At 53.6% G+C, this 23,090-nt stretch carries 19 protein-coding genes; 4 read left to right on the top strand and 15 right to left on the bottom strand.

Annotated features, from left to right (window positions below):
- The first annotated feature begins 102 nt into the window (after positions 1 to 102).
- The gene (locus tag SPIRS_RS14930) at positions 103 to 990 is read left to right on the top strand and encodes an ADP-ribosylglycohydrolase family protein (RefSeq protein ID WP_013255518.1); all 888 of its coding nucleotides are present in this window, start codon (positions 103 to 105) and stop codon (positions 988 to 990) included.
- A gap of 16 nt (positions 991 to 1,006) precedes the next feature.
- Here SPIRS_RS14930 and SPIRS_RS14925 read toward each other — a convergent pair whose 3' ends face one another.
- From SPIRS_RS14925 to SPIRS_RS14915, 3 genes are all read right to left on the bottom strand, one after another.
- Positions 1,007 to 1,591 (bottom strand): DNA-3-methyladenine glycosylase I, encoded by a 585-nt coding sequence (locus tag SPIRS_RS14925; protein ID WP_013255517.1) that lies wholly within the window; start codon positions 1,589 to 1,591, stop codon positions 1,007 to 1,009.
- Between the two features lie 66 nt (positions 1,592 to 1,657).
- On the bottom strand, positions 1,658 to 3,250 hold the full coding sequence (locus SPIRS_RS14920) for a ClC family H(+)/Cl(-) exchange transporter (protein ID WP_013255516.1): 1,593 nt from the start codon (positions 3,248 to 3,250) through the stop codon (positions 1,658 to 1,660).
- Between the two features lie 246 nt (positions 3,251 to 3,496).
- Entirely contained in the window at positions 3,497 to 4,924 is a 1,428-nt protein-coding gene (locus SPIRS_RS14915; RefSeq protein ID WP_013255515.1) for a nucleobase:cation symporter-2 family protein, read from the bottom strand.
- A 302-nt stretch (positions 4,925 to 5,226) separates the two neighbouring features.
- Between SPIRS_RS14915 and SPIRS_RS14910 the strand changes: the two genes are divergently transcribed.
- Together SPIRS_RS14910 and SPIRS_RS14905 are read left to right on the top strand one after the other, a co-directional pair.
- Positions 5,227 to 7,494, top strand: coding sequence for a xanthine dehydrogenase family protein molybdopterin-binding subunit (locus SPIRS_RS14910; RefSeq protein WP_013255514.1), 2,268 nt, complete (start codon positions 5,227 to 5,229; stop codon positions 7,492 to 7,494).
- Positions 7,491 to 7,982 (top strand): (2Fe-2S)-binding protein, encoded by a 492-nt coding sequence (locus SPIRS_RS14905; RefSeq protein ID WP_013255513.1) that lies wholly within the window; start codon positions 7,491 to 7,493, stop codon positions 7,980 to 7,982. The genes SPIRS_RS14910 and SPIRS_RS14905 overlap by 4 nt, the downstream gene beginning before the upstream one ends.
- 30 nt (positions 7,983 to 8,012) lie before the next feature.
- Here the strand turns inward: SPIRS_RS14905 and cysK are convergent, their stop codons facing one another.
- The 6 genes from cysK to SPIRS_RS14875 all read right to left on the bottom strand — a co-directional run bounded on the left by cysK (position 8,013) and on the right by SPIRS_RS14875 (position 14,944).
- Positions 8,013 to 8,948, bottom strand: coding sequence for a cysteine synthase A (gene cysK, locus SPIRS_RS14900; protein WP_013255512.1), 936 nt, complete (start codon positions 8,946 to 8,948; stop codon positions 8,013 to 8,015).
- A gap of 1 nt (position 8,949) precedes the next feature.
- Positions 8,950 to 10,230, bottom strand: a complete 1,281-nt coding sequence (locus SPIRS_RS14895) for an O-acetylhomoserine aminocarboxypropyltransferase/cysteine synthase family protein (protein ID WP_013255511.1) — start codon at positions 10,228 to 10,230, stop codon at positions 8,950 to 8,952.
- Positions 10,227 to 11,168, bottom strand: coding sequence for a homoserine O-succinyltransferase (locus SPIRS_RS14890; RefSeq protein ID WP_013255510.1), 942 nt, complete (start codon positions 11,166 to 11,168; stop codon positions 10,227 to 10,229). Before SPIRS_RS14890 ends, SPIRS_RS14895 begins: the two co-directional genes overlap by 4 nt.
- A 66-nt stretch (positions 11,169 to 11,234) precedes the next feature.
- Positions 11,235 to 11,672: an RrF2 family transcriptional regulator gene (locus tag SPIRS_RS14885; protein WP_013255509.1), complete on the bottom strand. Its 438-nt coding sequence runs from the start codon at positions 11,670 to 11,672 to the stop codon at positions 11,235 to 11,237.
- Positions 11,673 to 11,941: 269 nt separating this feature from the next.
- On the bottom strand, positions 11,942 to 13,225 hold the full coding sequence (locus SPIRS_RS14880) for an NCS2 family permease (RefSeq protein ID WP_013255508.1): 1,284 nt from the start codon (positions 13,223 to 13,225) through the stop codon (positions 11,942 to 11,944).
- 66 nt (positions 13,226 to 13,291) lie between these two features.
- Positions 13,292 to 14,944 carry an N-acyl-D-amino-acid deacylase family protein gene (locus SPIRS_RS14875; RefSeq protein ID WP_013255507.1) on the bottom strand — a complete coding sequence of 551 codons (1,653 nt, stop codon included), beginning with the start codon at positions 14,942 to 14,944 and terminating at the stop codon, positions 13,292 to 13,294.
- A gap of 63 nt (positions 14,945 to 15,007) precedes the next feature.
- Here SPIRS_RS14875 and ade point away from each other — a divergent pair, with 63 nt between their 5' ends.
- Positions 15,008 to 16,738 (top strand): adenine deaminase, encoded by a 1,731-nt coding sequence (gene ade, locus SPIRS_RS14870; protein ID WP_013255506.1) that lies wholly within the window; start codon positions 15,008 to 15,010, stop codon positions 16,736 to 16,738.
- Between the two features lie 8 nt (positions 16,739 to 16,746).
- Here the strand turns inward: ade and SPIRS_RS14865 are convergent, their stop codons facing one another.
- From SPIRS_RS14865 to yqeB, 6 genes are read right to left on the bottom strand one after another with little or no spacing between them, the layout of a single operon-like run.
- Positions 16,747 to 17,517, bottom strand: coding sequence for an ABC transporter ATP-binding protein (locus SPIRS_RS14865; protein WP_013255505.1), 771 nt, complete (start codon positions 17,515 to 17,517; stop codon positions 16,747 to 16,749).
- Position 17,518: 1 nt separating this feature from the next.
- On the bottom strand, positions 17,519 to 18,487 hold the full coding sequence (locus tag SPIRS_RS14860) for a FecCD family ABC transporter permease (RefSeq protein ID WP_013255504.1): 969 nt from the start codon (positions 18,485 to 18,487) through the stop codon (positions 17,519 to 17,521).
- A gap of 46 nt (positions 18,488 to 18,533) precedes the next feature.
- Positions 18,534 to 19,625: an ABC transporter substrate-binding protein gene (locus tag SPIRS_RS14855; protein ID WP_013255503.1), complete on the bottom strand. Its 1,092-nt coding sequence runs from the start codon at positions 19,623 to 19,625 to the stop codon at positions 18,534 to 18,536.
- A 21-nt stretch (positions 19,626 to 19,646) separates the two neighbouring features.
- On the bottom strand, positions 19,647 to 20,288 hold the full coding sequence (gene yedF, locus SPIRS_RS14850; RefSeq protein WP_013255502.1) for a sulfurtransferase-like selenium metabolism protein YedF: 642 nt from the start codon (positions 20,286 to 20,288) through the stop codon (positions 19,647 to 19,649).
- A 10-nt stretch (positions 20,289 to 20,298) separates the two neighbouring features.
- A complete protein-coding gene (gene selD / locus SPIRS_RS14845; RefSeq protein ID WP_013255501.1) occupies positions 20,299 to 21,339 on the bottom strand; it encodes a selenide, water dikinase SelD in 1,041 nt (346 codons plus the stop codon).
- Positions 21,336 to 22,964 (bottom strand): selenium-dependent molybdenum cofactor biosynthesis protein YqeB, encoded by a 1,629-nt coding sequence (gene yqeB, locus SPIRS_RS14840; protein ID WP_013255500.1) that lies wholly within the window; start codon positions 22,962 to 22,964, stop codon positions 21,336 to 21,338. The genes selD and yqeB overlap by 4 nt, the downstream gene beginning before the upstream one ends.
- Positions 22,965 to 23,090: the final 126 nt, after the last annotated feature.

The raw sequence follows: 23,090 nt of genomic DNA, 5'->3' as shown, positions 1-23,090 counted from the left end.
TTTCATGCATTATCAGCGGTTAAAAGGAATGTTCCGAATCCTGGTGATGTTACGCTTTCCCCTGTATTTGCCTTTTGGCACCGTAATTACTACCTTGAAAGTATGAAACATGATACACGTAAGGGAATCATCTACGGGGCATTGGCAGCCGATTCTTTAAGTCTCGGCAGCCATTGGATCTACAATGTCGATGCCATTGCCAAGCGGATCGGTCGGCCACGTGACTTGAGTGATCCGCTGGTGAAAACCTTTCATCCGAATAGAAAGCGGGGTGAGTTTACCCATTACGGTGATCAAACCCTGTGGCTTCTTGAATCGATTGCCGATAAGGGCGGTTACGACCAAGAGGCCTTTTTTCAGCTTTGGAAAGAGAAGATGGCCATCTATGACGGCTATATGGACCATGCCAGCAAAGATACCCTCTCTGGCGGGAAGGCCAGCTCGATGGATGACTTGGGCGGGGCCGGACGGACCGCCGCCCTTGCACTGCTTTTTACCGATCCGGCCGCTTTGGCGGATGCCGCGGCTTCCCAGGCTTCGCTGACCCACGACCATCCCCTGGTACGGGATGTCGCCCGATTTTTTTCCCGTCTTCTTTTCCATGGAGATCAGCCCATGGAAGATGCCATCATAAGCGTGCTGGAAGAGCAGGTCTGGGAGAGCGGAGATCTTCTTCCCTCTCTGGTAAAGGCCGGTATGGAAACCGCAGGTGAGGAAACAATTGCGGTAATCGGCCGCTTCGGCCAGATGTGCAGCGCCGAACGAGCCCTTCCCGGGACAATCCACCTGCTTGTTTCGTATCCAGATGACTATGAAGAGGCGATGATTTCCAATGTTGCAGCAGGGGGCGATTCTGCCGCCAGGGGCCTGCTTGCCGGAATGATCCTTGGCGCGCGTTCCGGCTTCTCGTCTATCCCCGTCCGTTGGACGGGAGCCCTGGCAGCCGCCGATCGCATCGATGATGCAGTCGACCGCATAGCTTCCCTTTGAGCTGTTATGGGAGCCGCTATGGTTTTTCCCTTAGCTCGTTGTAGCGGAAGCAATGTGTCAGATGGTCGTTGATAACGCCGATGGCCTGAAGATGGGCATATATGGTCACTGCTCCTACGAATTTGAAGCCGCGCTTTTTTAGGTCGGCAGAAACCCTCTCCGCCAGTTCATCTTGTACCGGCATCTGGTCCATGGTCGTCAGCCGATGGTCCACCACCTTACCGTCGGTGAAGGACCAGATGTAGCGGTCAAAACTTCCCCATTCTTTTTTGATGTGAAGAAAGGCCGATGCGTTGGAGATTGCAGCTTCGATTTTTCTTCGGTTTCTGATGATTCCGGCATTATCCATCAGCCTTGCTGTATCTTCTTCGCCGAAGCGTGAAACCTTCTCTACGTCAAATCCAGCAAAGGCTTTGCGAAAGGCCTCCCGCTTGTTGAGGATGGTCTGCCAACTCAGTCCCGCCTGCATGGTTTCGAGGAGCAAAAACTCAAAATGCTTCTTCTCATCATGGAGGGGAACTCCCCATTCCGTGTCGTGATAGCTTTGCATAAGGGCATTTCCCATGCACCAGGGACAGCGATTATCTGCTTGCTCTTTCATGCGCTAAGTATACCTGCGCACTTGGATGGAGGATAGTGGTGTACGGATAATCATCGATAACGGTCGTCAATCCTCCGGTGAAGCACCCATGGCGATCAGAGACATCTGGACCTTTCCCGCATCTTCTTCCGAAGCAAGAATCAACAGCTGATCACCGGGAAGGATCTCCGTTTTCGGTTTTGGGATGAACTCTTTTTCGCCCCGCATGATGCCGATGAGCACCGTTCCCTCGGGCCAGTCGATATGGGCCACTTGTTTATGTTCCAGAAAGGAATCAATGGAGACTGGAATTTCAAGGATAACCTTACGGCGCTCATTGCCGACGAAAATTCCCGGATTTCGGTGTATGAGGCGGTCAAGCAGCACATCATATACGGGTCTTGACTTTATGAAGCTGCCGACAAGGTAGGTACTCATGCAGACACCTACCAGACCGAGGAGGTGATTAAAATTTCCACTCATCTCAAGGATGAGGATTGCTCCTGTTACCGGGGCCCTAACGATGGCGGTAAAATTTGCCGCCATCCCCATAATCATGAAATTCATGTTGTGGGAAGAATCTATAAGACCGAAGGCCTGTAAAAGCCCCCCGTATATCTGTCCTACCAGCGCGCCGATGAGCAGCAGGGGTAAAAAGATACCTCCGGGGTTTCCCGAACCGTAACATAGTGTGGTGAAGAGAAACTTGAGGCACAGGAGAACCGATAGGAAAAGGAGGGTCTTGTTATCGTAGCAGAGGCTTTCGATTAAATGATGTCCTCCTCCCGTCACATCGAAGCAGTAGAGCCCCAGAAGCACGGAGAGCAGAAGGGGCAGGACCGGTCGCAATATCACGGGGATACGCAGCCTCACGTAGAAATCCTGAAAAAAGTAGAGGGCCTTCTTAAAAAGATGGCCGACAAAGGCGATGACAATGCCCAGAATAATGGCAAAATGAAAGTATTCCTGGGGAATGACGTTGATTGCGTGGAAATCGAAAATGGGCCTGAGTCCGAAGAAGTGACTTGCGACAAAGTCCGCAGCGGTTGACGAGGCCATGGAACAGACCAGCAAGAGCGGCGAAAAGCTTTTGTGCATCTCTTCAAGGACGAAGATGACACCGGCAAGGGGAGCGTTGAAGGCAGCCGACAAACCTGCTGCAGCCCCGCTGGTAATAAGATATTTACGTTCCAGATTGGGGGTTTTTGAGTGGTGAAGCATACTCAATCCTACGTAGGAACCGAGTTGCACACAGGGGCCTTCCCTTCCGAGGGAGAGCCCTGCACCGATACCGACGATACCTCCGAAAAACTTCAAAAAGAGTTCGGGGAACCAGGAGAGGCGGATTTGTCGGTTAAGGGCCCCTTTCACCTGTGGAATACCGCTTCCTCGAATGAGCGGGTATCGTTTTATCGTATATCCTATGAGCAAACCTGCTATAACAAGAAGAAATACCCAGCCCAACTGAATAGGAAGGGGCTTCTCAGGCAATGCTTCGTATAAGCTTTTTCGTATATCATGGGCAGCGGTGAGGCCGATGCGCAGGGCCACGACAAGGAAACCGGTTACCACGCCGACTATGATACTCTTTGCAAAGAGTACCGGCCGAAATGAGTACCAGAAGTTTAAGGTGGGCAGGATACTTTCGTTATCGGTAATGTTTCGTGATGCTACTGACATTCTTCTTTACACTCTGCGCAATCTTCTCATGGATTACAATTTTTTGCAAATGGCTCTGAGGCCCTGGTCCTAAGGATGACGCTATTCTGTCGGGCATCAGCGCAAGGGACGGAGCGGAAATCCCGCAGCCCCGGCAGGGAGCGGCGGGCGATCGGGAGTGAGCCCGTCTGCCGCTCCCGCCCCGGACGGGGCGAGGAATTGCAGCGGAGGAGCGGTCCCCGAAGGGGATGCGCCCCCCAAAAAAAATCAGGTCATATCGGTGCGAAGGTCGTCGTGGACCTTCTGCTCCTTGTAGGAACGGGGAAGAATGATGTTGAGGAATATAGCGGAAAGTCCGCCGGTGGTGATTGCCGAACCGAAGATGGTTTTTGCCAGGGGAGGAAAGTGCCCCAGGGCGTCGGGAACGAGGATCACACCGAGGCCGAGCCCGAAGCTTATGGCCATGATAAGGATCCCCCGACGGTTGATGACGTTGGTGCCGATCAGCTTGATGCCGCTGGCTGCAACGGTCCCGAACATGATGATGGTGGCTCCTCCGAGAACAGGGGAGGGAATGAGGCTGAAGATTCCGCCGATGATGGGGAAGGCCCCGAATATGACAAGCAGAGCGGCGATAAAGTAGCCAATGTAGCGACTCGCCACACCGGTAAGCTGGATGATGCCGTTGTTCTGACTGAAGGTGGTATTGGGAAAGCTGTTGAACAGGGCCGCTATCGCGGAGTTCACTCCATCGCCGAGGACCCCGCCGCTGATGGTTTTAATGTACTGTTTTCCCTCAATGGGTTGATTTGATACCAGACTGGTTGCGGTGAGGTCTCCGATGGACTCCACGGTGGTGATCAGGTAGAGGAGCGCCATGGGGATGAAATAGTCGAAACGAAATTTGAAAAAGCCGTATTTGAAGGGTATCGGCACGTTGACCAGGGATAATCCGTCGAGCTTGGTAAAATCGATACGCCCCATGAAGGCCGCAACGACATAGCCGACGGCAAGGCCGATAACGATGGCTCCCATGCGAAGCCATTGGTTTTTGCTGCGGTTCAGGATGATGATGGTTACCAGAACGATTGCAGCCAGACCGAGGTTCTGCCAGCTTCCAAAGGCGTCGGTTCCTACCGCGGCCGATCCCCCTGCGATATCGGTGAACCCAACCTTGACCAGGGAGAGCCCGATCATGGTGACGATGATACCGCTGACCAGAGGGGTAATGATTTTCTGGAGGAACTTGAGAAATCGAGAAAAGACCATTTCGATGAAACTGCCGAAGAAGCAGATGCCGAAGATGGTGGCAAGGGCGGCTTCGTTGCTGCCGCCATCTCCCTTGACCGCCATGCCGATGGCGATGATGGTCCCGAGAAAGGTGAAGCTTGTGCCCTGTATGGAGAGAAGTCCGCTCCCGACAGGGCCGAACTTCTTGGCCTGGATGAAGGTTGCGATGCCAGAGACGACCAGGGCCATGGAAATGATGTAGCTGGTCATCTGGATGGGCAGCCCCAAAACACCGCAGATGATGGTCGGCGGGGTAATAATACTGACAAAGATGGCAAGAAGGTGTTGCAGTGCCGCGAAGAGTGATTGCAAAAAGGAAGGACGATCGTTTAGACCGTAGATGATCTCTACGGCACTGCCTGCTGCCCCGTTTTGCGGGGGTGTTTGAACGGAGGTATCGCTCATGAGGTCTCCTTTTCGGACGCTCCTTTGGTTTTTTTGTGCGGTATGTTTCGGCCCGGTAAAGGAGCACCGAGCAGTTCCGGGAAATACAACAATCCGCAACGCGAGCGACCAAATATTATGCAACAGTATACAACACTATATTGAGTTGTAAAGAAAAACTTAACGAAAATGACCCCGCGGTTTCCTATAATTGATATGGATTTTTTTCTGATACATTCCCCGCTTTTATTTGCATTAGGGCCTATTGTGTTGTAATATGTTGCAAATCCCTCTCCTTTGGGATATGTATTCAAGGAGTTATTATGCCAGTTTCCGGAACGACGGTTTTCAGAAACGATGCCGTTTCCAAGGTGACCGGACGGGCCAAGTATACCGACGATCTGAAATTCTACGGTATGGCCCATGCGGTTGTCGTTTATACCGGCTATGTACGAGCCGAGCATCTTCGCGTCGATGTTGATGCGGCGTCGGCCTCACCCGGGGTTCTCGGAGTTTTTACCGCAGCCGATATTCCCGGACAGATCTGCTTCGGCCAGATCAACCGCGATTATGCCATGCTTGCCCAGGAGCGCATCCTTTGCGAGGGAGACGTCATTGCCCTGGTTGTTGCCGAAACCCGGGCGGCGGCCCTTGCCGCTGCGCCCTTGGTAAAGGAGCAGGCAGATGAGCTTCCTCCCGTTACCGATCCCTTTGAGGCTCTCAAGCCCGATGCTCCGATCCTTCGTCCAGGTTCTGCAGGAAATACCAACCGTATCAACCATGGACGGGTCAGGAAGGGGGATGCGGAGGCTGTTTTGCAGGGGTGTGATCTTGTTCTCGATGAGGAGTTTTCCACCCAGTTTATCGAGCACGCCTATATGGAGCCCGAGGCGGGGATTGCGGTGCCTCGTCCCGATGGTGTTATCGAGATATACGGCAGCATGCAGCATCCCTATTCAACCAGACGTTTTGTGTCGGCCATGCTTGGTGAGCCCCTTGCCAATGTTGAGGTCTATATGACGCCTATGGGGGGAGGCTTCGGAGGAAAGGACGATACCGCCGCCATTGTGTGCGCCAGGGCTGCTTTGGCGGCACGGAAATTGAATCGACCGGTGAAACTGACCTACGATCGCAGCTGGTCTATGAAAGAGAGTTACAAACGCCATCCCTATCATCTCCATTATCGTGTGGGCTTTGATAAGCGGGGAAAGCTTCGGGGCGCCGATATTGATATGGTAAGCGACTCGGGGGCCTATACCAGCGTAACCCCCTGGGTGAACTGGCGTAGCACCGCCCAATGCTGTGGCCCCTATACTGCCGATGCGGTACGCATGGATATCGTTGCCGCGACCACCAACAACGTCTTTACCGGTGCCATGCGGGGATTCGGCGCTCCTCAGGTCAACTTTGCCGTTGAGCAGCTTATGGACATGGCCGCAGAAAAGCTGGGGCTCTCTCCTGTGGAAATTCGTCGCATCAACATGGTCAAGCAGGGGGATGCAACCATAACGGGGCAGGTGCTTGATAACCACACCGTCAGTCTTGAGGCGGTCATGGATCGTCTTCTTGCCGAGTCTTCCTACAGGGAAAAGTACCCCTCCTGTTCCCGGGGCAAGGGTGAAGGGGATGAGCTCTACGGTATTGGCTTTTCCATCAGCTATCGGGGCGCAAGCCTCGGGGCGGAGGGAATGGATTATTGTTCCTCCATTATCAATTGCCAGATGGACGGTTCGATCCTCCTGGAGGCAGCCATCCATGAAAACGGGCAGGGGGCCGAATCGGTCCAGATGATGATCCTCAGCGAAGAACTTGGGGTTCCCCTTTCGAGGATTCGCTATAAGCGACCCTCCACCAGCAATATTCCCGATGGCGGAACCACCGTAGCGACCCGTGGAACCATCATGGGAGGCGGCGCCGTGGCTATCGCTGCCCGGAATCTAAAGAAGCTGATTGCCGAGACCCTTGCCGAAGAGCTGGGTGGCGACCCTTCTGAGGTCGTTTTCGAAAACGATACGGTCAGCGTTCCTTTGGGGAAGAGCTTCAGCTGGGAAGAGGCCATGAAGGCGATGCATCTTCATCGGGTCTACCCCTACGCTTTCGGCACCTTTCAGGCGCCCCATGTTTCCTGGGACGAAGAGCTTGGGCAGGGTGATGCCTACTTTACCTTTGTTTACAGCGCCCAGGCTGCCGAGCTGACGGTAAGCCGCAAAACCGGTAAGATAAAGCTCCTTTCTTTAACCGCGGTCCACGATATCGGTCGGGCGATCAACAGGGCCATGGTTTTGGGGCAAATGTACGGCGGTATCGCTCAGGCTGTAGGGCAGGCCTTGAGCGAAGATCTTGCGGTGCGGGAAGGCCGAATCGGCAATCTCAATCTTGATAAGTACAAAATCCCCAGGGCGAAGGATCTGCCCGAGATTAAGGGGATCATTGTGGAGAATCCCGATCCCACCTCGCCCACGGGGGCTAAGGGAATTGGCGAGCCTGCCCTTGAATTGATGGCCCCGGCCATTGCCAATGCAGTCTACAACGCAACGGGACTTCGCTTCCACAACCTTCCTATCACGATAACCCCGGAGGACTTGAAATGAGCAGCAGTGATGAACGCGTAATAACGGTCAACGGGGTGGTTCGAAGCGTTGCCAGGGAAGATCTCGATCTCAGCCTTTTAGAGTATCTTCGGGAACGGCTTGACCTTACCGGAGTCAAAAACGGCTGTGGGGTCGGGGCCTGTGGAGCCTGTACCGTAGTAATCGACGGCCAGGGAAAACGCAGTTGCCGTACCAAGCTTTCGTCGGTCTTAGGAAAGAATGTAATCACCGTCGAGGGGCTTGAAGGGCCGGACGGAAGCCTTCATCCGATCCAGCAGTCCTTTATCGACTGCGGTGCAATCCAGTGCGGTTTCTGTACGCCGGGTATGGTGATGAGTGCCTATGCGCTTTTACTTCGGGAGAAACGGCCGAGCCGGGATAGAATTCGCAAGGCAATGAGCGGAAACCTCTGCCGCTGCACCGGCTACCAGCAGATCATCGATGCGGTGGAGATGGCCGCAAAGCGAATGTACCCGGGAGGGCTGTAGGTTCCCTCTTCGGGCACATTCCCTCTCGTCTCAGCCCTCGAAAAGCCAGGTGGAAAGGTAGCGCTCGCCGGTGTCTGGCAACAGTGCCACAATCAGCTTTCCCGCATGTTCCTTCTCATCGGCAAGTCTCGCTGCCGCTGCCGCAGCAGCCCCTGAGCTGATACCAACCAAAAGTCCTGCCTTTTTTGCAAGCAGCCTGGCACTCTTTCCTGCCTCCTCATCGGAGATGGTGATGATCCTGTCTATGACCGACATATCCACCACCGAGGGAACGAAGCCGGCCCCGATGCCCTGAATTTTATGCGGGCCTGCACTTCCTCCGGAAAGAACCGGAGAGCCTTCGGGTTCCACGGCGACAACGGATATTTTCGGATTCTTTGCCTTAAGGGCGCTTCCCGTACCGGTAACAGTTCCTCCGGTTCCAACTCCGGCGACAAAGAGATCGACCTTGCCGTCGGTATCGCGCCATATCTCCTGGGCGGTGGTCCTTCGATGTGCCTCCGGGTTGGCCGGGTTATCGAACTGCCCCGGAATAAAGGCGTTTTCCCTGCTTGATGCAATCTTCTCTGCCTCTTCAATGGCCCCCTTCATGCCTTTCGCCGCCGGGGTCAGCACAAGTTCTGCACCCAGGGCCGCAAGGAGTTTGCGTCGTTCCATGCTCATGCTTTCGGGCATGGTGAGAATGATATGGTAACCCTTTACCGCAGCAACTCCAGCAAGTCCGACACCGGTGTTGCCGCTGGTAGGTTCGACGATGATTCCTCCCGGCCTCAGGCTGCCGTCGGCTTCTGCCTGCTCTATCATGGCAAGGGCGATCCGCTCCTTCACACAGCCGAGGGGATTTGCCGACTCAAGTTTGACGGCGATCCGCGTGCCCTGGGCCGCTGCCTGTGGAGAGAGGAGTACATCCGCATATACCAGGGGGGTGTTCCCGATAAGTTCCGTCATGTTTTTTGCTATCTTCATTTTAGACCTCCTTCAAAGCCTGGTTTATATCGTCGATGATATCGTCTTGATGTTCAATCCCTATGGAAAGCCGAATAAGCTCAGGTTTTACTCCGGCGGCAATCTGCTCCTGATCGCTGAGTTGCGCGTGGGTGGTGCTTCCCGGATGGATGGCAAGGCTCTTTGCGTCTCCGACGTTGGCAAGGTGGCTGAAGAGTTTCAGCTTCTCAATGAAACGTTTACCAGCCTCCTTACCTCCCTTTACGCCGAATACAACCATACCGCCGTAGCCCCCGCTCAAGACCCTGTCGGCGACCTCTTTCGAGGGATCCGTATCGAGCCCGGGGTAACGTACCCAGTCGACCTTGCCGTGATCGGAAAGAAATGCGGCGACCGCAGCGGCATTTTCGCAGTGACGCTCCATGCGCAGGGGAAGGGTTTCAATCCCCTGGAGGATGTTCCAGGCATTATCCGGGGAGATGGCCGCCCCGGTATTCCTTAAGGCAACGGTCCTCATCCTCATAACAAAGGCTGCCCGCTGCTGGTCTCCGAGGTCCCTTGCCCAGCGTATCCCGTGGTAGCTTTCATCCGGTTCGGTGAAACGCGAGAACCTGCCGCTGGACCAATCGAAGTTACCACCGTCGATCACGGCACCTCCTATGACCGTTCCGCTTCCGCAGATCCACTTTGAGAGACTGTGGACGACCACATCTGCACCCAGCTCGATGGGACGACTGAGGACCGGGGTTGCAAAGGTTGAGTCTACAATGAGGGGAAGGGCCTCCTTGTGGGCCGCCTCGGCTAAGGCTGGTATGTCGGCGACCTCGAGGGCCGGATTGCCGATGATTTCGGTAAAGACGGCGCGGCTCTTTTCGTTGATTGCGGCCTTGAGGGCCGGAATATCATTGGGAGGAATCAGGATTACCTTGATTCCCAGATCCGGCAGGATTGAAGTGAAAAGGGTGTGGGTGCCTCCATATAGGTTGGCTGTTGCAATAATCTCATCACCTGCCGTTGCCAGATTGATGATGGAGTAAAAGACAGCTGCCGTTCCCGATGCAAGGGCCAAGGCCCCGACACCACCTTCCAGAAGCTGCATCCTCTGTTCAAGGACATCCTGGGTCGGATTGCCGATCCTCGTATAAATGAATCCCGGTTCCGCCAGATCAAAGAGCCGGGCCGCATGACCGCTGTCCTTGAATTGATAGGCTGTTGTCCGGTAGAGCGGTACCGCTCTGCTGCCCGTTACGGGATCGGGAATAGTGCCACCATGAAGTGCGATGGTTTCCAGATGCTTGTTCATTGTTGTTCCTCCTCGAACATCGGTTTCAGGCTTCCCAAATCGTATGGGGTTGCCTGATATACTGAATAATTGAGCCAGTTTGAAAAAAAGAGGTGGGCATGTGCCCTCCATGTGGAGATGGGAAAAGCATTGGGATTATCCTGAGGAAAGTAATGGGCGGGGGTGGGCACATCCAACCCCTTTTCCGTATCCCGTTGGTACTCCTTTGCCAGCGTGTCGGCATCGTATTCAAAATGACCGGTTATGAAGATCTGCCGTCCCGTCTGCGCCTGGATGACGGCGCTACCTGCTTCCTTCGATCGTGCGAGAATCTCGAGCCTTGGAATCCTCTTTAGAGCAGCCTCGTCGATCCCCGTATAGCGGGAGTGGGGAAGGGGAAAACAGTCGTCGAAGCCTCGAAAGAGTGGCGAATGATCATCCATTCGCCGGTGCTCGAACACCCCTGTCAGCTTGTGAGATAAGAGAAGCTTGTCGATTCCGTAGTGGTACCAGAGGCCAGCAAAGGCCCCCCAGCAGATATGGAGTGTCGAATAGACGTTCTTTTTGCTGTGCTCCATGATTGCAGCCAACTCATCCCAGTAATCCACCTCGGTGAAGGGAAGGGTCTCCACAGGCGCTCCGGTGATGATCATCCCGTCGTAGCGCTTTTTTTCAACCCTTGAGAAGGTGGTATAAAAGCGTTCCAGATGGGCCGGAGAACTGTGGCGCGAGGTATAGGATTCGGTGTGAAGCAGATCAATATTGACCTGAATTGGGGAGTTGGCCATCAGCCGCAAAAGCTGAATCTCGGTATCTATCTTTGCCGGCATCAGGTTGACGATGGCAATCTCCAGCGGGCGTATGTCCTGATGCATTGCCCGCTCGCTGGTCATGACGAAAATATTTTCCGCCTCTAAGGCCCGGCGGGCGGGAAGAGCCCCGTCTATCTTTATCGGCATAAAAGCCTCCTTCTTCTAAAGCCCCAACCGGACACGCCGGCGGGGCTTGTCGGAAGGGGCGAGGTATCAGTTTGTCATCATCATGCTGCAGGTATTGGCCTTGGTGTTCCGTATAAGATCGCCGAGGCTTCGTTCTTTAAGGAAATTTTTGACAAGATCATCAAGCTCCATCCAAAGAGGAAGCGTCGGGCATCGGGAGGCCCTTTCGCAGTGCTCATCCTCTCTGAGGCAGTTGATCGGCGCAAGGTCCCCTTCGAGAAGCTCGAAAAGACGGTCAAGACGCACTTTGTCGGGGTCAACGGCGATCTTGTATCCTCCTGTGACACCACGTGCGGAATCGAGGATTCCGGATGGCTTAAGGAGCCTGACAATCTGTTCAAGGTATTTTTGGCTTACCTTTTCGGCTTCGCTGATTTCGCCGAGCTGAACATAACGGTCTCCCCCCTCGCTTCCGAGGTAGATGAGGAATCTGAGACCGTAGCGTGTTCTGGTCGAAAATTTCATACCTACATAGTATGGTATTGTGAAAAAAAAGGCAAGGGGAACAGGTTGTTTTATTGGTCCCTAGTGTTCCGAAAATTGGTGGTATATGAAGCGCAATTCCTGTATCCATTGGCAATTGCTAAGGAGAAATACAAAAAAAGCTCGGCAGGGGGGAAACGTAAGGATTTTACCAGCGAAAAGGGCGAGGTATCACCAGGATTCGGAACACTATACAAGAAACGGCCGCCGGATGACCGGGGCCGTTTGTACAATCACGTTTACCTAGTAAACTACAACAAAAACTTGATCAAGAAAAGAATACCGACAATATAGGTAACAACAGAAACATCCTTTGCCTTACCGGTAAGGACCTTCAGGACGATGTAGCCGAGCATTCCGAACATGATACCTTCGGCGATGCTGTAGGTAAGGGGCATCATGATCATCGTCAAAAAGGCGGGGATTGCTTCGGTGTAATCATCGAAATCGATATTCTTGATCGGGCTCATCATAAAAAGACCGACAAGAACCAGGGCGGGAGCGGTAGCCGCACCGGGGATCATGAGAAAGAGGGGGCTAAGGAAAAGAGCGAGGAAGAAGAGTACCGCGGTTGAAACAGCGGTAAGTCCGGTTCTTCCGCCCTCTGCAACACCGGAAGCGCTTTCCACGTACGTGGTAACCGTAGAGGTTCCGAGAATAGCACCGAAGGCTGTTCCGAAAGCATCTGCAAAGAGGGCACCCTTAACCTTTGGGATATTCCCGTCCTTATCAATCAGGCCTGCCTTGGTCGATACGCCGATGAGGGTTCCTACGGTATCGAACATATCGACAAAAAGGAAGGTAAAAAGAATGACCAACATGTCGAGGCTGAAGACCCTGCTGAAGTCAAATTGAAAGAAGATGGGTGCCAGGGAGGGGGGAGCCCAGCTGCCTGAAGGTGCGCTGGTAACCCCAAGGGGAAAACCGATAATGGTAGCCGCAACGATACCGATGAGGAGAGCCCCTTTTACACGGAAGGCGAGGAGGATACCCATGATCACCAGGCCGATAACGGCCACGAGGGCCTGGGGGCTGGTAAGTTTGCCGACCGTTACAAGGGTAGCTTGGTCGGCAACAACGATTCCGGCACCCTGCAGTCCTATGAATGCGATGAACAGGCCGATACCGACGGAGATAGCCCGCTTCACGTTCATGGGAATGCAGTTTACGATTGCTTCACGAACATTGAAGATGGTCAGGATGATGAAGATAATACCTTCGAGAAATACCGCTGTCAGGGCAAACTGCCAGGAGTAGCCCATTCCGAGGACGACGGTAAAAGCGAAGAATGCGTTGAGCCCCATCCCGGGAGCAAGGGCAAAGGGAAGGTTTGCCGCAAAGGCCATGATCAGAGTCGCAACTGCCGAACTAATTGCCGTTGCGGTGAAGATGGCTCCCTGATTCATTCCCGTAGCGCTTAGGATCTGGGGGTTGACGATGAGAATGTACGCCATGGTCAGAAAGGTGGTCAGACCGGCGATCATCTCTGTCTTGGCTGAAGTATTGTGTGCCTTCAGTTGAAAGAATTTTTCCATCTGTACAACTCCTATCGTACTTGTGGGTTTTAGTGACATCACGATTGTACAATAGGATATTCGATCTTACAAGGATAATGTTGCATCTTGTTGCATGCATGTTCTGATCAGCCTTCCCGGCTTTTCTGAACGGTAGTGCCCATCGGCAATTTTGGCTTTCCCGTTGATAAAAAGCCAGTGGATTCCTTCGGATTCCCTCTCTGGGAAAGCTGTGCTTGAACAGTCCTTGATATTCGAGTCGAAGACCACGATATCCGCCTTCTTATTCGGGGCAATGATGGCCCTGTCTTTGATTCCAAACAGGTCGGCCGCGGCCTTTGAGCTCTTTCTCACAGCCTCTTCCAAAGAGAGGTGGGAGGTTTCGAATACCTGCCAGCGGAAAAAACGGGGAAATGTGCCGTAGACCCTGGGATGAAGCCTCCCTCCCAGAAGGGTGTCGCTGGAAAGCATGCCCGCAGGATGGAGGAGAATCTCTTCGACACGTTCTTCCCGGCTGTAGCGATCCAGCATCCGTCCTGCTCCCTCCGTCGCTGCGAGGAGAAGGCCGAGAGCCGCAAGCGGTGAGCTTTGCTCTTCTTCGGCTATGCGGGCGATACTCTTTCCTGTATATCGTAAGGCTTTTTTCTTTGACACTCCGGGCAGATCGGTTACAACGATGTTATCCCAGCCTATCAGAAGCGGAAGGTTATCCCATGGGACGTTGGAAGGCGCCGCTTGTGCTCCCCCATAAAGTGCTTCGAGCCTTTGTATTGTTTCGGCGTCACCTAATCGGCCGATTGCCCCCTCGACGCTGCTTCCTTCGAGGAGGAAGGGCGGTAGAAGAGAGAGAAGGCTGGTGCTGCCGAAATCATAGGGATAGCTGTCAAAGCTAAGCCCCTTTTGTTCGATGAACCTGAGAACCTGCGGAATCTGCCGCTGATTTCGTTCTCCTATGGCCTTGAGATGGCTGATATGGAGCCTGCATCCCGCCTCTTCGGCGATGTCGGTGATTTCTCTCAAGGCCTGAAAGAGCTCATCGCTTTCGCTTCTCATATGAACGGCAAGGAGTCTTCCATATTCGGCACTCTTTTTCGCCACGGCAAGCAGCTCGTTTCTGCTGGCGAAGAGGGCTGGGAAATAGATCAGGCCGAGGCTTGTTCCTATCGCACCGGCATCGAATGCTTCTTCGAGCATGTCAAGCATCTTCGCCTCTTCCTTCGGCGAAAGGGGGGCACTTTTGCCGCCTGCTGCAGCGTAGCGGAGGGTCCCGTGACCCACAAAGGGGAGAACATTACATTCAAGGCCCGCTTTTTCCACTGCGTCATACCATTGAGCGGTAGTTTCCCAGCTCCAGGAAATATCGGGATTTCCGATGACGAGGGTTTTTCGCCAGGAAGCCTGCCGCTCCTTCGGCATCGGGGCAATACCGAGACCACAAACCCCGACGGTTTCGGTTGCGATACCCTGGGTGATCTTGGGGCGAAATCCCTGGGGAAGAAAGGGTGCGGCATCGGTATGGGTATGCGGATCAATGAAGGCGGGAGCAAGGTAGAGCCCCCTGCAGTCGATCCGTTTCATGCTTTCATCATTACTATGCAGTGTGTTGTCGACGGCTGTGATCGAATCGCCTTCGATCTTTACGTCGCCGACAAAGGGAGCCGCCCCCTTCCCATTGATGACGGTTGCACCCGAGAGTAGAAAAATATCATTCTTTGTTGCGTTTTGTTGTGTTATAATCACAGGAGTATCGTATACCCAATATATCCGCCTTACAAGACGGATGAACGAAAAAGGAGTAGTGCTATGGATAACTTGAAACAGCGGATAGATATTGCGGCCGGGAGGAAGCAGGCCTCATTGGTTATACGAAACGGCATCGTGGTTGATCTCTTTGGTCACGGCCTGGTTCATGGCAGTGTGGCCATTGAAGGGGGAACGATCATCGGCATCGGTGATTATAGGGGGCTTCATGAGATCGATGCCGCCGGCCGTTATATCCTTCCCGGCTTCATCGACAGTCATGTTCATATCGAATCGTCCCTTTCCACACCGGCCCAGTTTGCCTCTGCCGTTTTGCCCAGAGGTACCACTACCGTGGTTGCCGATCCCCATGAGATCGCCAATGTCTGTGGACTCGACGGTATACGGTATATGCTGAAGGCAAGCAGGAACCTTCCTGTTGACATCTATTTTATGCTCCCGTCCTGCGTTCCCGCTACCGGATTCGAGCATTCTGGTGCCGTTTTGGGTGCAAAGGAGTTGGAACGTCTCATCGATGAGGAGTGTGTGCTTGGTCTTGGAGAGCTTATGGATTATCCTTCTCTCATCGCCGGTTCCGAACCGGTGCTGAAAAAGGTGATGCTTGCCAAAAGCCGCCATAAATTTGTCGACGGTCACAGTCCCATGGTTTCGGGAAATGATCTTACCGCCTATGCGGTTGCAGGGGTTCGCACCGATCATGAATGCTCTACGGTCCAGGAGATGAACGATCGCTTGAGCCGCGGCATGTATGTTTTGCTGCGGGAGGGCTCTGCCGCCCGAAATGTGGAAGCCCTCATTAAGGGAGTGACCCCCGAAAATAGCCGCCGTTGTCTCTTTTGCACCGACGACCGCCAGCCGGAAGATATCCTGACCGCGGGCCACATCGACAATCATCTGAGGATAGCGGTCAGAAACGGAATCGATCCCATTACCGCAGTAACGATGGCAAGCCTCAATGCCGCCGAATGTTACCGGCTCGACGGAAAGGGTGCAGTGGCCCCCGGCTACGATGCGGATCTTGTTTTCGTTGAAGATCTGAAGGATTTTGCGGTATCCACGGTTTTGGTTGGCGGAAATGTGGTGGCAAGGGATGGACGCTCGCTTTTTGAGCTTCCGAAGGAGATTGATGCCTCTTCTGTTACCGACACGGTTCACGTCAAACCCTTTGGCGTCGAGGCCTTTCACCTGAAACTCGACTCCTCGCGTGCCAGAGTCATTCAGGTCGCCGAAGCCTCCCTTGTCACAGAAGCGGTCGAACGGGAGGTCGAACGGGATGATGCCGGCTATTTTCGCCCTCTTCCGGGAGGGGATATCGTAAAATTGGCGGTAATTGAACGCCATAACGCGACAGGCAATATCGGCCTTGCGCTTTTGGAGAATTACGGAATCAAGGGAGGCGCCGTGGCGTCGACCATAGCCCATGACAGCCACAATATCATCGTTGCAGGGGATGGAGACGAGGATATGTATACGGCGGTCCGTGAGTTGATCCGTGTGGGGGGAGGAATCACCATTGTGGCAGGTGGAAACGTCATGGGGACCCTGGAGTTACCCATTGCCGGATTGATGAGTGATCGAAGTGCTGCTGAAATCAACGCCAAACTTAGCCGAATGCTCGATGTTGCCAGGACTAAGCTTGGTATCAATCCGGGGCTCGATCCATTTATGACCCTGAGCTTTCTCGCCTTGCCGGTAATCCCAAAATTGAAACTGACCGATATGGGGCTTTTTGATGTCGAGCACTTCACCTTTACCGGTAATTCCGTGCCTTGACCCCATGGCTACTCCTGGATGATGACCGGTTTTCCTTCCACCGAACGGACATGGATAGGGACATCGTACAGGCGGGAGAGGTTTCTTCCCGTTAGTATCTTCTCGGTTGGCCCTGCTTCCAGAAGCAGCCCCTCCTTGAGAAGCACCAGGTGGGTGGCGATGGCCGCAGCCAAGGCAGGGTGATGGGTGGTGAAGAGGATCGTCACTCCTGACTGCGCAAGTGATGCGAGAATGGTCGAAACCCGCCTCTGGTTTGCAAGATCAAGCTTACTGGTCGGTTCGTCGAGGAGCATGATCGAAGGCTCCTGGCTAAGGGCTCTGGCTATCATTAACAATTGATATTCGCCGCCGGAAAGACTCGTAACAGGCCGCTGCTTCAGCTTTGCGATTCCTGTCTTTTCAAGGGCATGCTCGGCAATCGCTCTGTCTTTGATACCGGGCATTTCCAGCTGTTCCAGATAGGGGGCTCTACCGAGCAGTGCGTATTCGATTACCGAATAACCGAAGGAAATTCGCTCATCCTGCGGAACGAGACTTATCAATTGTCCCGCTTCTCTTCGGGAATAGGAGCCGATAGGCCTGCCTTGAAGCAGCATTGAACCGCGGGAAGGCTGCTTCCAGCCGAGGCAGAGATCGAGTAGGGTACTCTTTCCCGCACCGTTCGGACCGAGGATCGCGGTAATGCTCCCTTTCTCCACTCCCATGGAAAGGTCCGAGAGAACGGGCCGTGCTTCCGGGTGATAGCGAAAATTAATATCTCTTGCCTCAAGAATCATCATCTCACCGGCCTCGCTTTGTGCTTTTTTTCGTAAGGAGGATAATGAAAAAACAGGCTCCTATGAAGCTGGTGAGCACTCCCAGGGGAATTTCCCCGGCAAGGAGGGTTCTCGCAAGGGTATCGCAGACGATGGTGAAGCAGGCACCGAGCATCATTGCACCGGGCAGCGACCATCTGGAATTGGCGGAGAAGAGCTTTCGCGCCATATGGGGGACGATCAGACCGACCCAGCTGATCATACCGCTGATGGAGATGACCGCTGCCGTTGCCGCCGTTGCTGCGGCAAGGAGAATAAGCCGTTCGCGTACCGGTGCGATTCCAAAGGAAAAAGCGGTTCTGTCGTCCATCGAAAGAAGATTAAGGCGCCATCGATGGGCAAAAAGAAGAAGTGCTGCGAGAAGAACCACAGGAAGCACCGAAAGAACCTCTTTCCAGCCGACACTCCAGAGGCCACCGAGAAGCCAGAAGGTGATCTCCGGCAATTGGCTCATGGGGTCTGCGGTGTATTTGAGTATTCCAACCCCTGCGGAGAAAAGGGCCGAAACCGTTATACCCGCCAGGACAAGACGAAGGGTCCAGCCTCCGAAGCGGAAATGGCGTGCAAGAAGATAGCTTGCCCCGAGGCCGACAAAGGCGAAGCATGCCGCCGATATCTGTATCAACCAGGCTGCCGTTCCGCCAAGTACGATGGCCGCAGCAGCCCCGAAGGCGGCGCCCTGACTCACACCGAGAAATCCCGGCTCCACCAGGGGATTTGAGAAGAGCATCTGAAAAACCGTGCCTCCGGCTCCCAGGGCGAGCCCGAGCAAAAGGGCTGCAATAAGCCGCGGCAGCCGTAAAGAGAGAAGTAGGTTCCGAGCAAGCCGGTCATGAATAAATGTCGAAGGAGCGGTAAAACCGGCGGACGGGTACCTGCCTGCCAAAAGGGACAATAGACACACTAACCCTAAAGCACACAGTAGCTTTACCATGGTCCCTCTGCGCTTTTCCTCTTCGGTATCTGAGTCGAGGTCTCGGTTAGTCAGCTATCTCTCCTTCGAGCCTGGGAAGGACAACTTCCTCAATCACCGATCGGTCCAGATGATACAGTTCATTATAAAAGCGGATCACCTCATCGCTTATCTTCATATCCGAAAATTCTTCGGGATAGAGGGTTTTTGCCATCCAGCCGATACAGAGTATCCAACGGGTATCAGGCTGGGCCCAGCTGTGAAAATCGGAAGGGACGGCCTTCACCCTGCCTGCCTTTGCCGCCCGCAATTGCTGCCACGTCGTATCTGCAAGTATTCCGGGAAGGAAATCACTACTGTCACTGTTGAAGCTGGTAATGAAAATATAGTCAGGATCCCAGGCCGCTATCTGTTCAAAATTGACTGTTTTCCATCCACCGCCTTTGTTGCTTTCCTTCCAGACGGCCTTGCCCCCTGCCTTTTCAACCTGAGCAGTCTGTATCCAGCTTACCGGTGAGATGTTAAAGGCGGTCTCTCCTCCCTTATTGGAGTAATAGAGCAGGAGTACCGATGGTTTATTCTGTTCAGGGATCTTCCCGACTTTTTTGTTTATTCTGTCGAGAAAATCGGCATAATAGGCGTTGATCGCTTCTGCCCGTTTTGTATCTCCGAAGATACGCCCGACAATCATGATGTCGTCGATATACTGGCTTGGCGTTTCAAGAGATAGCGCTATGGTCGGAACCCCTAACTTTGCCACCGGTGCACCAAGTTTTTCATATACAAAATCTTTTACGATAAAGAGATCCGGTTTAAGGGCAATAACCTGTTCCGGCCCGACCTCATGGCCGATTCGGGTTATCTCCCCGATGTTGGGATCAAGATAGGGGAAAAAATCTCCCAGCCCTTGGTTTGTTTTTCCCAGTCCAATGACCTTTCCCCTTGCCTCGGGAAAGAGGAAGAGGGTATCGGCGGTTATAAGCGTCGATTTTCCTGCGACGACGATCCGTTCCGGAGGGGCGGGGAGTACAACGTGGTTTCCGATTGAGTCGGTGACGGTGATACCCTGCTGGGCTTCCTGTGAACCGGAGGCCCAGAGCGAAAAGATTGCTGAAAAGAGAAAAAGAAGGGAACATAATCTTTTTCGTTGCGCACTCATGATATATCTCCTCTTCCTTGGCTATACCGTAACGGTATCCCCTTCGAGAAGGGCAGTAGCGATATCGTACATGTTCGAGACCATACCGACAGCAAGTTTATCCTTCAATCCGTAATAGTCTAGGCATGTCCCACAGGCGAGAATCTCAATGCCTGCCGCTTCCAATTTCTTCAGGTCGCCAAGCTCCTTTGCCGATTCTATGGTCAACTTAACGCCGCTGTTCATAAAAACAAGCCGTTTGGGCATCTGATCGAGTTCGGTAAGGGCGAAAAGAAAGGCGCTCATCAGCAATCGTCCGAGTTCCCGATCTCCTTCTCCTACGGTATCTTTGGAAATAAAAACGGTTTTTCCCGCCGTCCCTCCGGATTGAGTCACCGGACAGCTTGCGATGGCTTGGTTGAAGGCTGCCGCCTCGCTTTCCTGAGAAACCTCGGCGCCTCCTGCTATGGAGATGGTAAAGGCACCCTCCTGTTCCTCGGTACCGATCACCTTGTAGCCGGCATGCTCGGCGTAACGCGTAACATTGGTAACCGCTGCACTATTATCGACAATCACTTCGAGTGTATCGAAATTTCCCTCACCAAGGGCCTTCTTGGTGCGAATAACAGGCTGAGGGCAGGGGAGCCCTCTGGCGTCTACTACGTGCTTTTTCTCTTCAGACATCTTTCCTCCACTATGCTATGGTGATTTTCTCGGAAGGACCTTCGACACTGCCTATGAGAGCCGCGGATAGTCCTTGTTCATTCATTGCTTCGACACATCTTTCCGCATCCCGTGGGGAAACGGCCGCCAGGAGGCCTCCCGAGGTTTGCGGATCAAAAAGAAGGTCAAGGAGAACCGGATCAATCGTTTCCGCATTGGCGATAAAAGGCAATCTGAACTCCTTGTTCCGGTAGGTTCCCTCGGGGACAAGACCCATGGATGCATATTCCATGACATCGGGAAGGAGCTTAAGGCTGCCGCTCTTGATCGTAAGCCCACAGGCGGAACCTGAGACCATCTCTGCGGCATGTCCAAGGAGACCGAAACCCGTCACATCGGTACATGCGGATAGATCGGCGGTTTTCAGAATTTCCATTGCGGAAAGGTTGAGGGTAGCCATCTGCCGGGAGGCGGCCTCTATTGCCTCCTCGCTGGCCAGCTCCGCTCTAAGCGCCGTGTTGATCAGCCCCGTTCCGAGGGCCTTTGAAAATATGAGGGCATCCCCCTTTCTGAGGGTGTTGTTTCTCCATACCTTCTGCGGCTCCACCCTGCCGGTGATGGAAAAGCCCAGCTTCAGCTCCGGGTCGTCGACACTGTGTCCTCCGACCAGGGAGCAGGATGCCTCTGTGAGCGCGGAGATTCCTCCCTCCATCATACTGCGCAGATGTTCGAGGGGAATCTTATCCTTAGGGTAGCAGAGGATGGTGAGTGCCGTGAGTGGTGTTCCTCCCATGGCAAAGACATCGGAGAGGGCGTTGGCTGCTGCTATCCTCCCGAAGGTGAAGGGATCATCGACGATGGGAGGAAAAAAGTCGACGGTTTGGACCAATGCCATATGCTCGTCGATTTTATAGACCCCCGCATCTTCCGCAGCGGAAAAATCACTCAAAACCGCCGGATTTTTGGGTTGAGAAAGGCCGCATAATGCCTTATCGAGTAGTCCCGGCCCTAATTTTGCCCCGCAACCAGAGAAACGGGTGAAACCGGTCAGTTTTATTGCTTCATCTTTCATACTATTTTTTTCCTCCGTGCCAAAAGCATCAAGATTGCCTCAAGGACCCCGCCGGCTACGGCACGGGCCTTGTCACTTACGGTGGTGAAGTCCGCTTTTTCTCCCCGGGGATCGACATCCCCGATTTTAAACTCTTTGGTAACCTCGCTTCCTCCCTTGATTAAGCCCCTGACCATGCCATCGATCGGAGCCGTAACGATATCCTTCTGCCCATCTTTTCCTCTGATGGCCATGACAGGATCTCCGCTGCGTACAATATCGCCAAGGGCGCAAAGTTCCTCAATGATACCGGCTACCGGGGCTCTGATGACACGCTTTGCAGAAACCCCTGAGATGTTTCCCGGAACATTGGTATTGGCCTGTGCCTGGCCGTGGAGGATGACACTCCCGAGGTGATGTCCCCGATTTGTTTCTATTACCGCATCAACATCGTCACCTGCGGAAAATCCGGGTCCCAGTCCTATGACCGCAGGTGCCATCTTCTTATGTGTTCCGAGATTCTTCTTGGCAAGGATGGCGTCGACAACGGCAGCCGGACGGAGCGCCGGAATAAGTGATCCTTCCGGGTCGGCAATGACGGGGATCTTACCTTCGGTAAGCACCGCCTCAATTTCTTCAAAGCTTTCGACACGACAGGCGATGATCCCTTCCACCACCATGGTTCCGTCGAACATCGCTTGAGCGAAGGCAACGCTACGCCGTATCACCGTCGGATGCTTAATCTCGAGTACGACCACCTCGAAGCCCGACCTGAAAAGCCGGCAAATGGTGCCGGTGGCGATGTCTCCTCCTCCCCTTACCACCACACGCTTGGGGTGGTCTCCCGAAAGCGGCACTCCCGTATGCCCGCTTCGAACGGCAAGCAATTCCGCCGCTATCGATATTGCAATCTCCTGTGGTGTTTCCGCTCCAATATCCAAACCGATGGGAGCCCGTATCCCGGCGAGTTGTGCCTGAGGCACGCCTTCGTCGGCCAATTTATCCATAAGCAGGCGAACCTTTCGACGGCTGCCGAGCATACCGAGATAGATAAACGATTTACCAACAAAGTAACGGAGGGCCCGCTCATCGCTGCTGTTGGTCGCAATGATAATAAAAGAGGAGGGATCGGAGGGAAGCGAGGCCATTGCCTCTTCGAGATTGTTTTCGAGATATAGCTTTGCTGCCATGGGAAATCGTTCTGCGGAACAGAATTCGGCTCGCTCCTCCACCACCTCAACACGAAAACCAAGTTCCGCCGCTACCTTTGCAATCTCAAGACTTACGTGTCCCCCTCCTACAAGAACGAGCCTGGGACCCGGATTGACGCATTCTATAAAAACCTTTAAGGATCCGCCGCATTCCATGGTTATGCTTTCGACCTTGTCACCCTTGTCACCCTTGTCACCCTTGTCAAGGGCATATTCAAGAAGCGTGGAGCGATCGAAGCGGATACATTGCAAGGCCTCCTCAATCACTATCCCCTCTACAGGGCCTCCACCAATTGTTCCGAAACTCTTGCCATTGCTTAGGACAATCATTTTCGCCTTGCTTCGGGGGGTAGAGCCTGATGACGATACAATAGTGGCAACGGCAAAGGGAGTGTGCTCTGCCGACAGCTGTGCGGCTTTTTCAAAAAGGTTCATGTGACAGCTCCTGAACAGCGTTGTTTTCACACATTAGCATTGTAGCATACCATTGTTTTGCTAATGATCCAATGGTATGCCGTTATTTTTTTATAGTGTCCGGAATCCTGGTGATTTTGTGCCCTC

This window comes from Sediminispirochaeta smaragdinae DSM 11293 (assembly GCF_000143985.1).
Classification (GTDB): Bacteria; Spirochaetota; Spirochaetia; order DSM-16054; family Sediminispirochaetaceae; genus Sediminispirochaeta; species Sediminispirochaeta smaragdinae.
The sequence above is the reverse complement of the archived record's forward strand: the minus strand, read 5'-3'. Positions and strand labels throughout refer to the sequence as shown.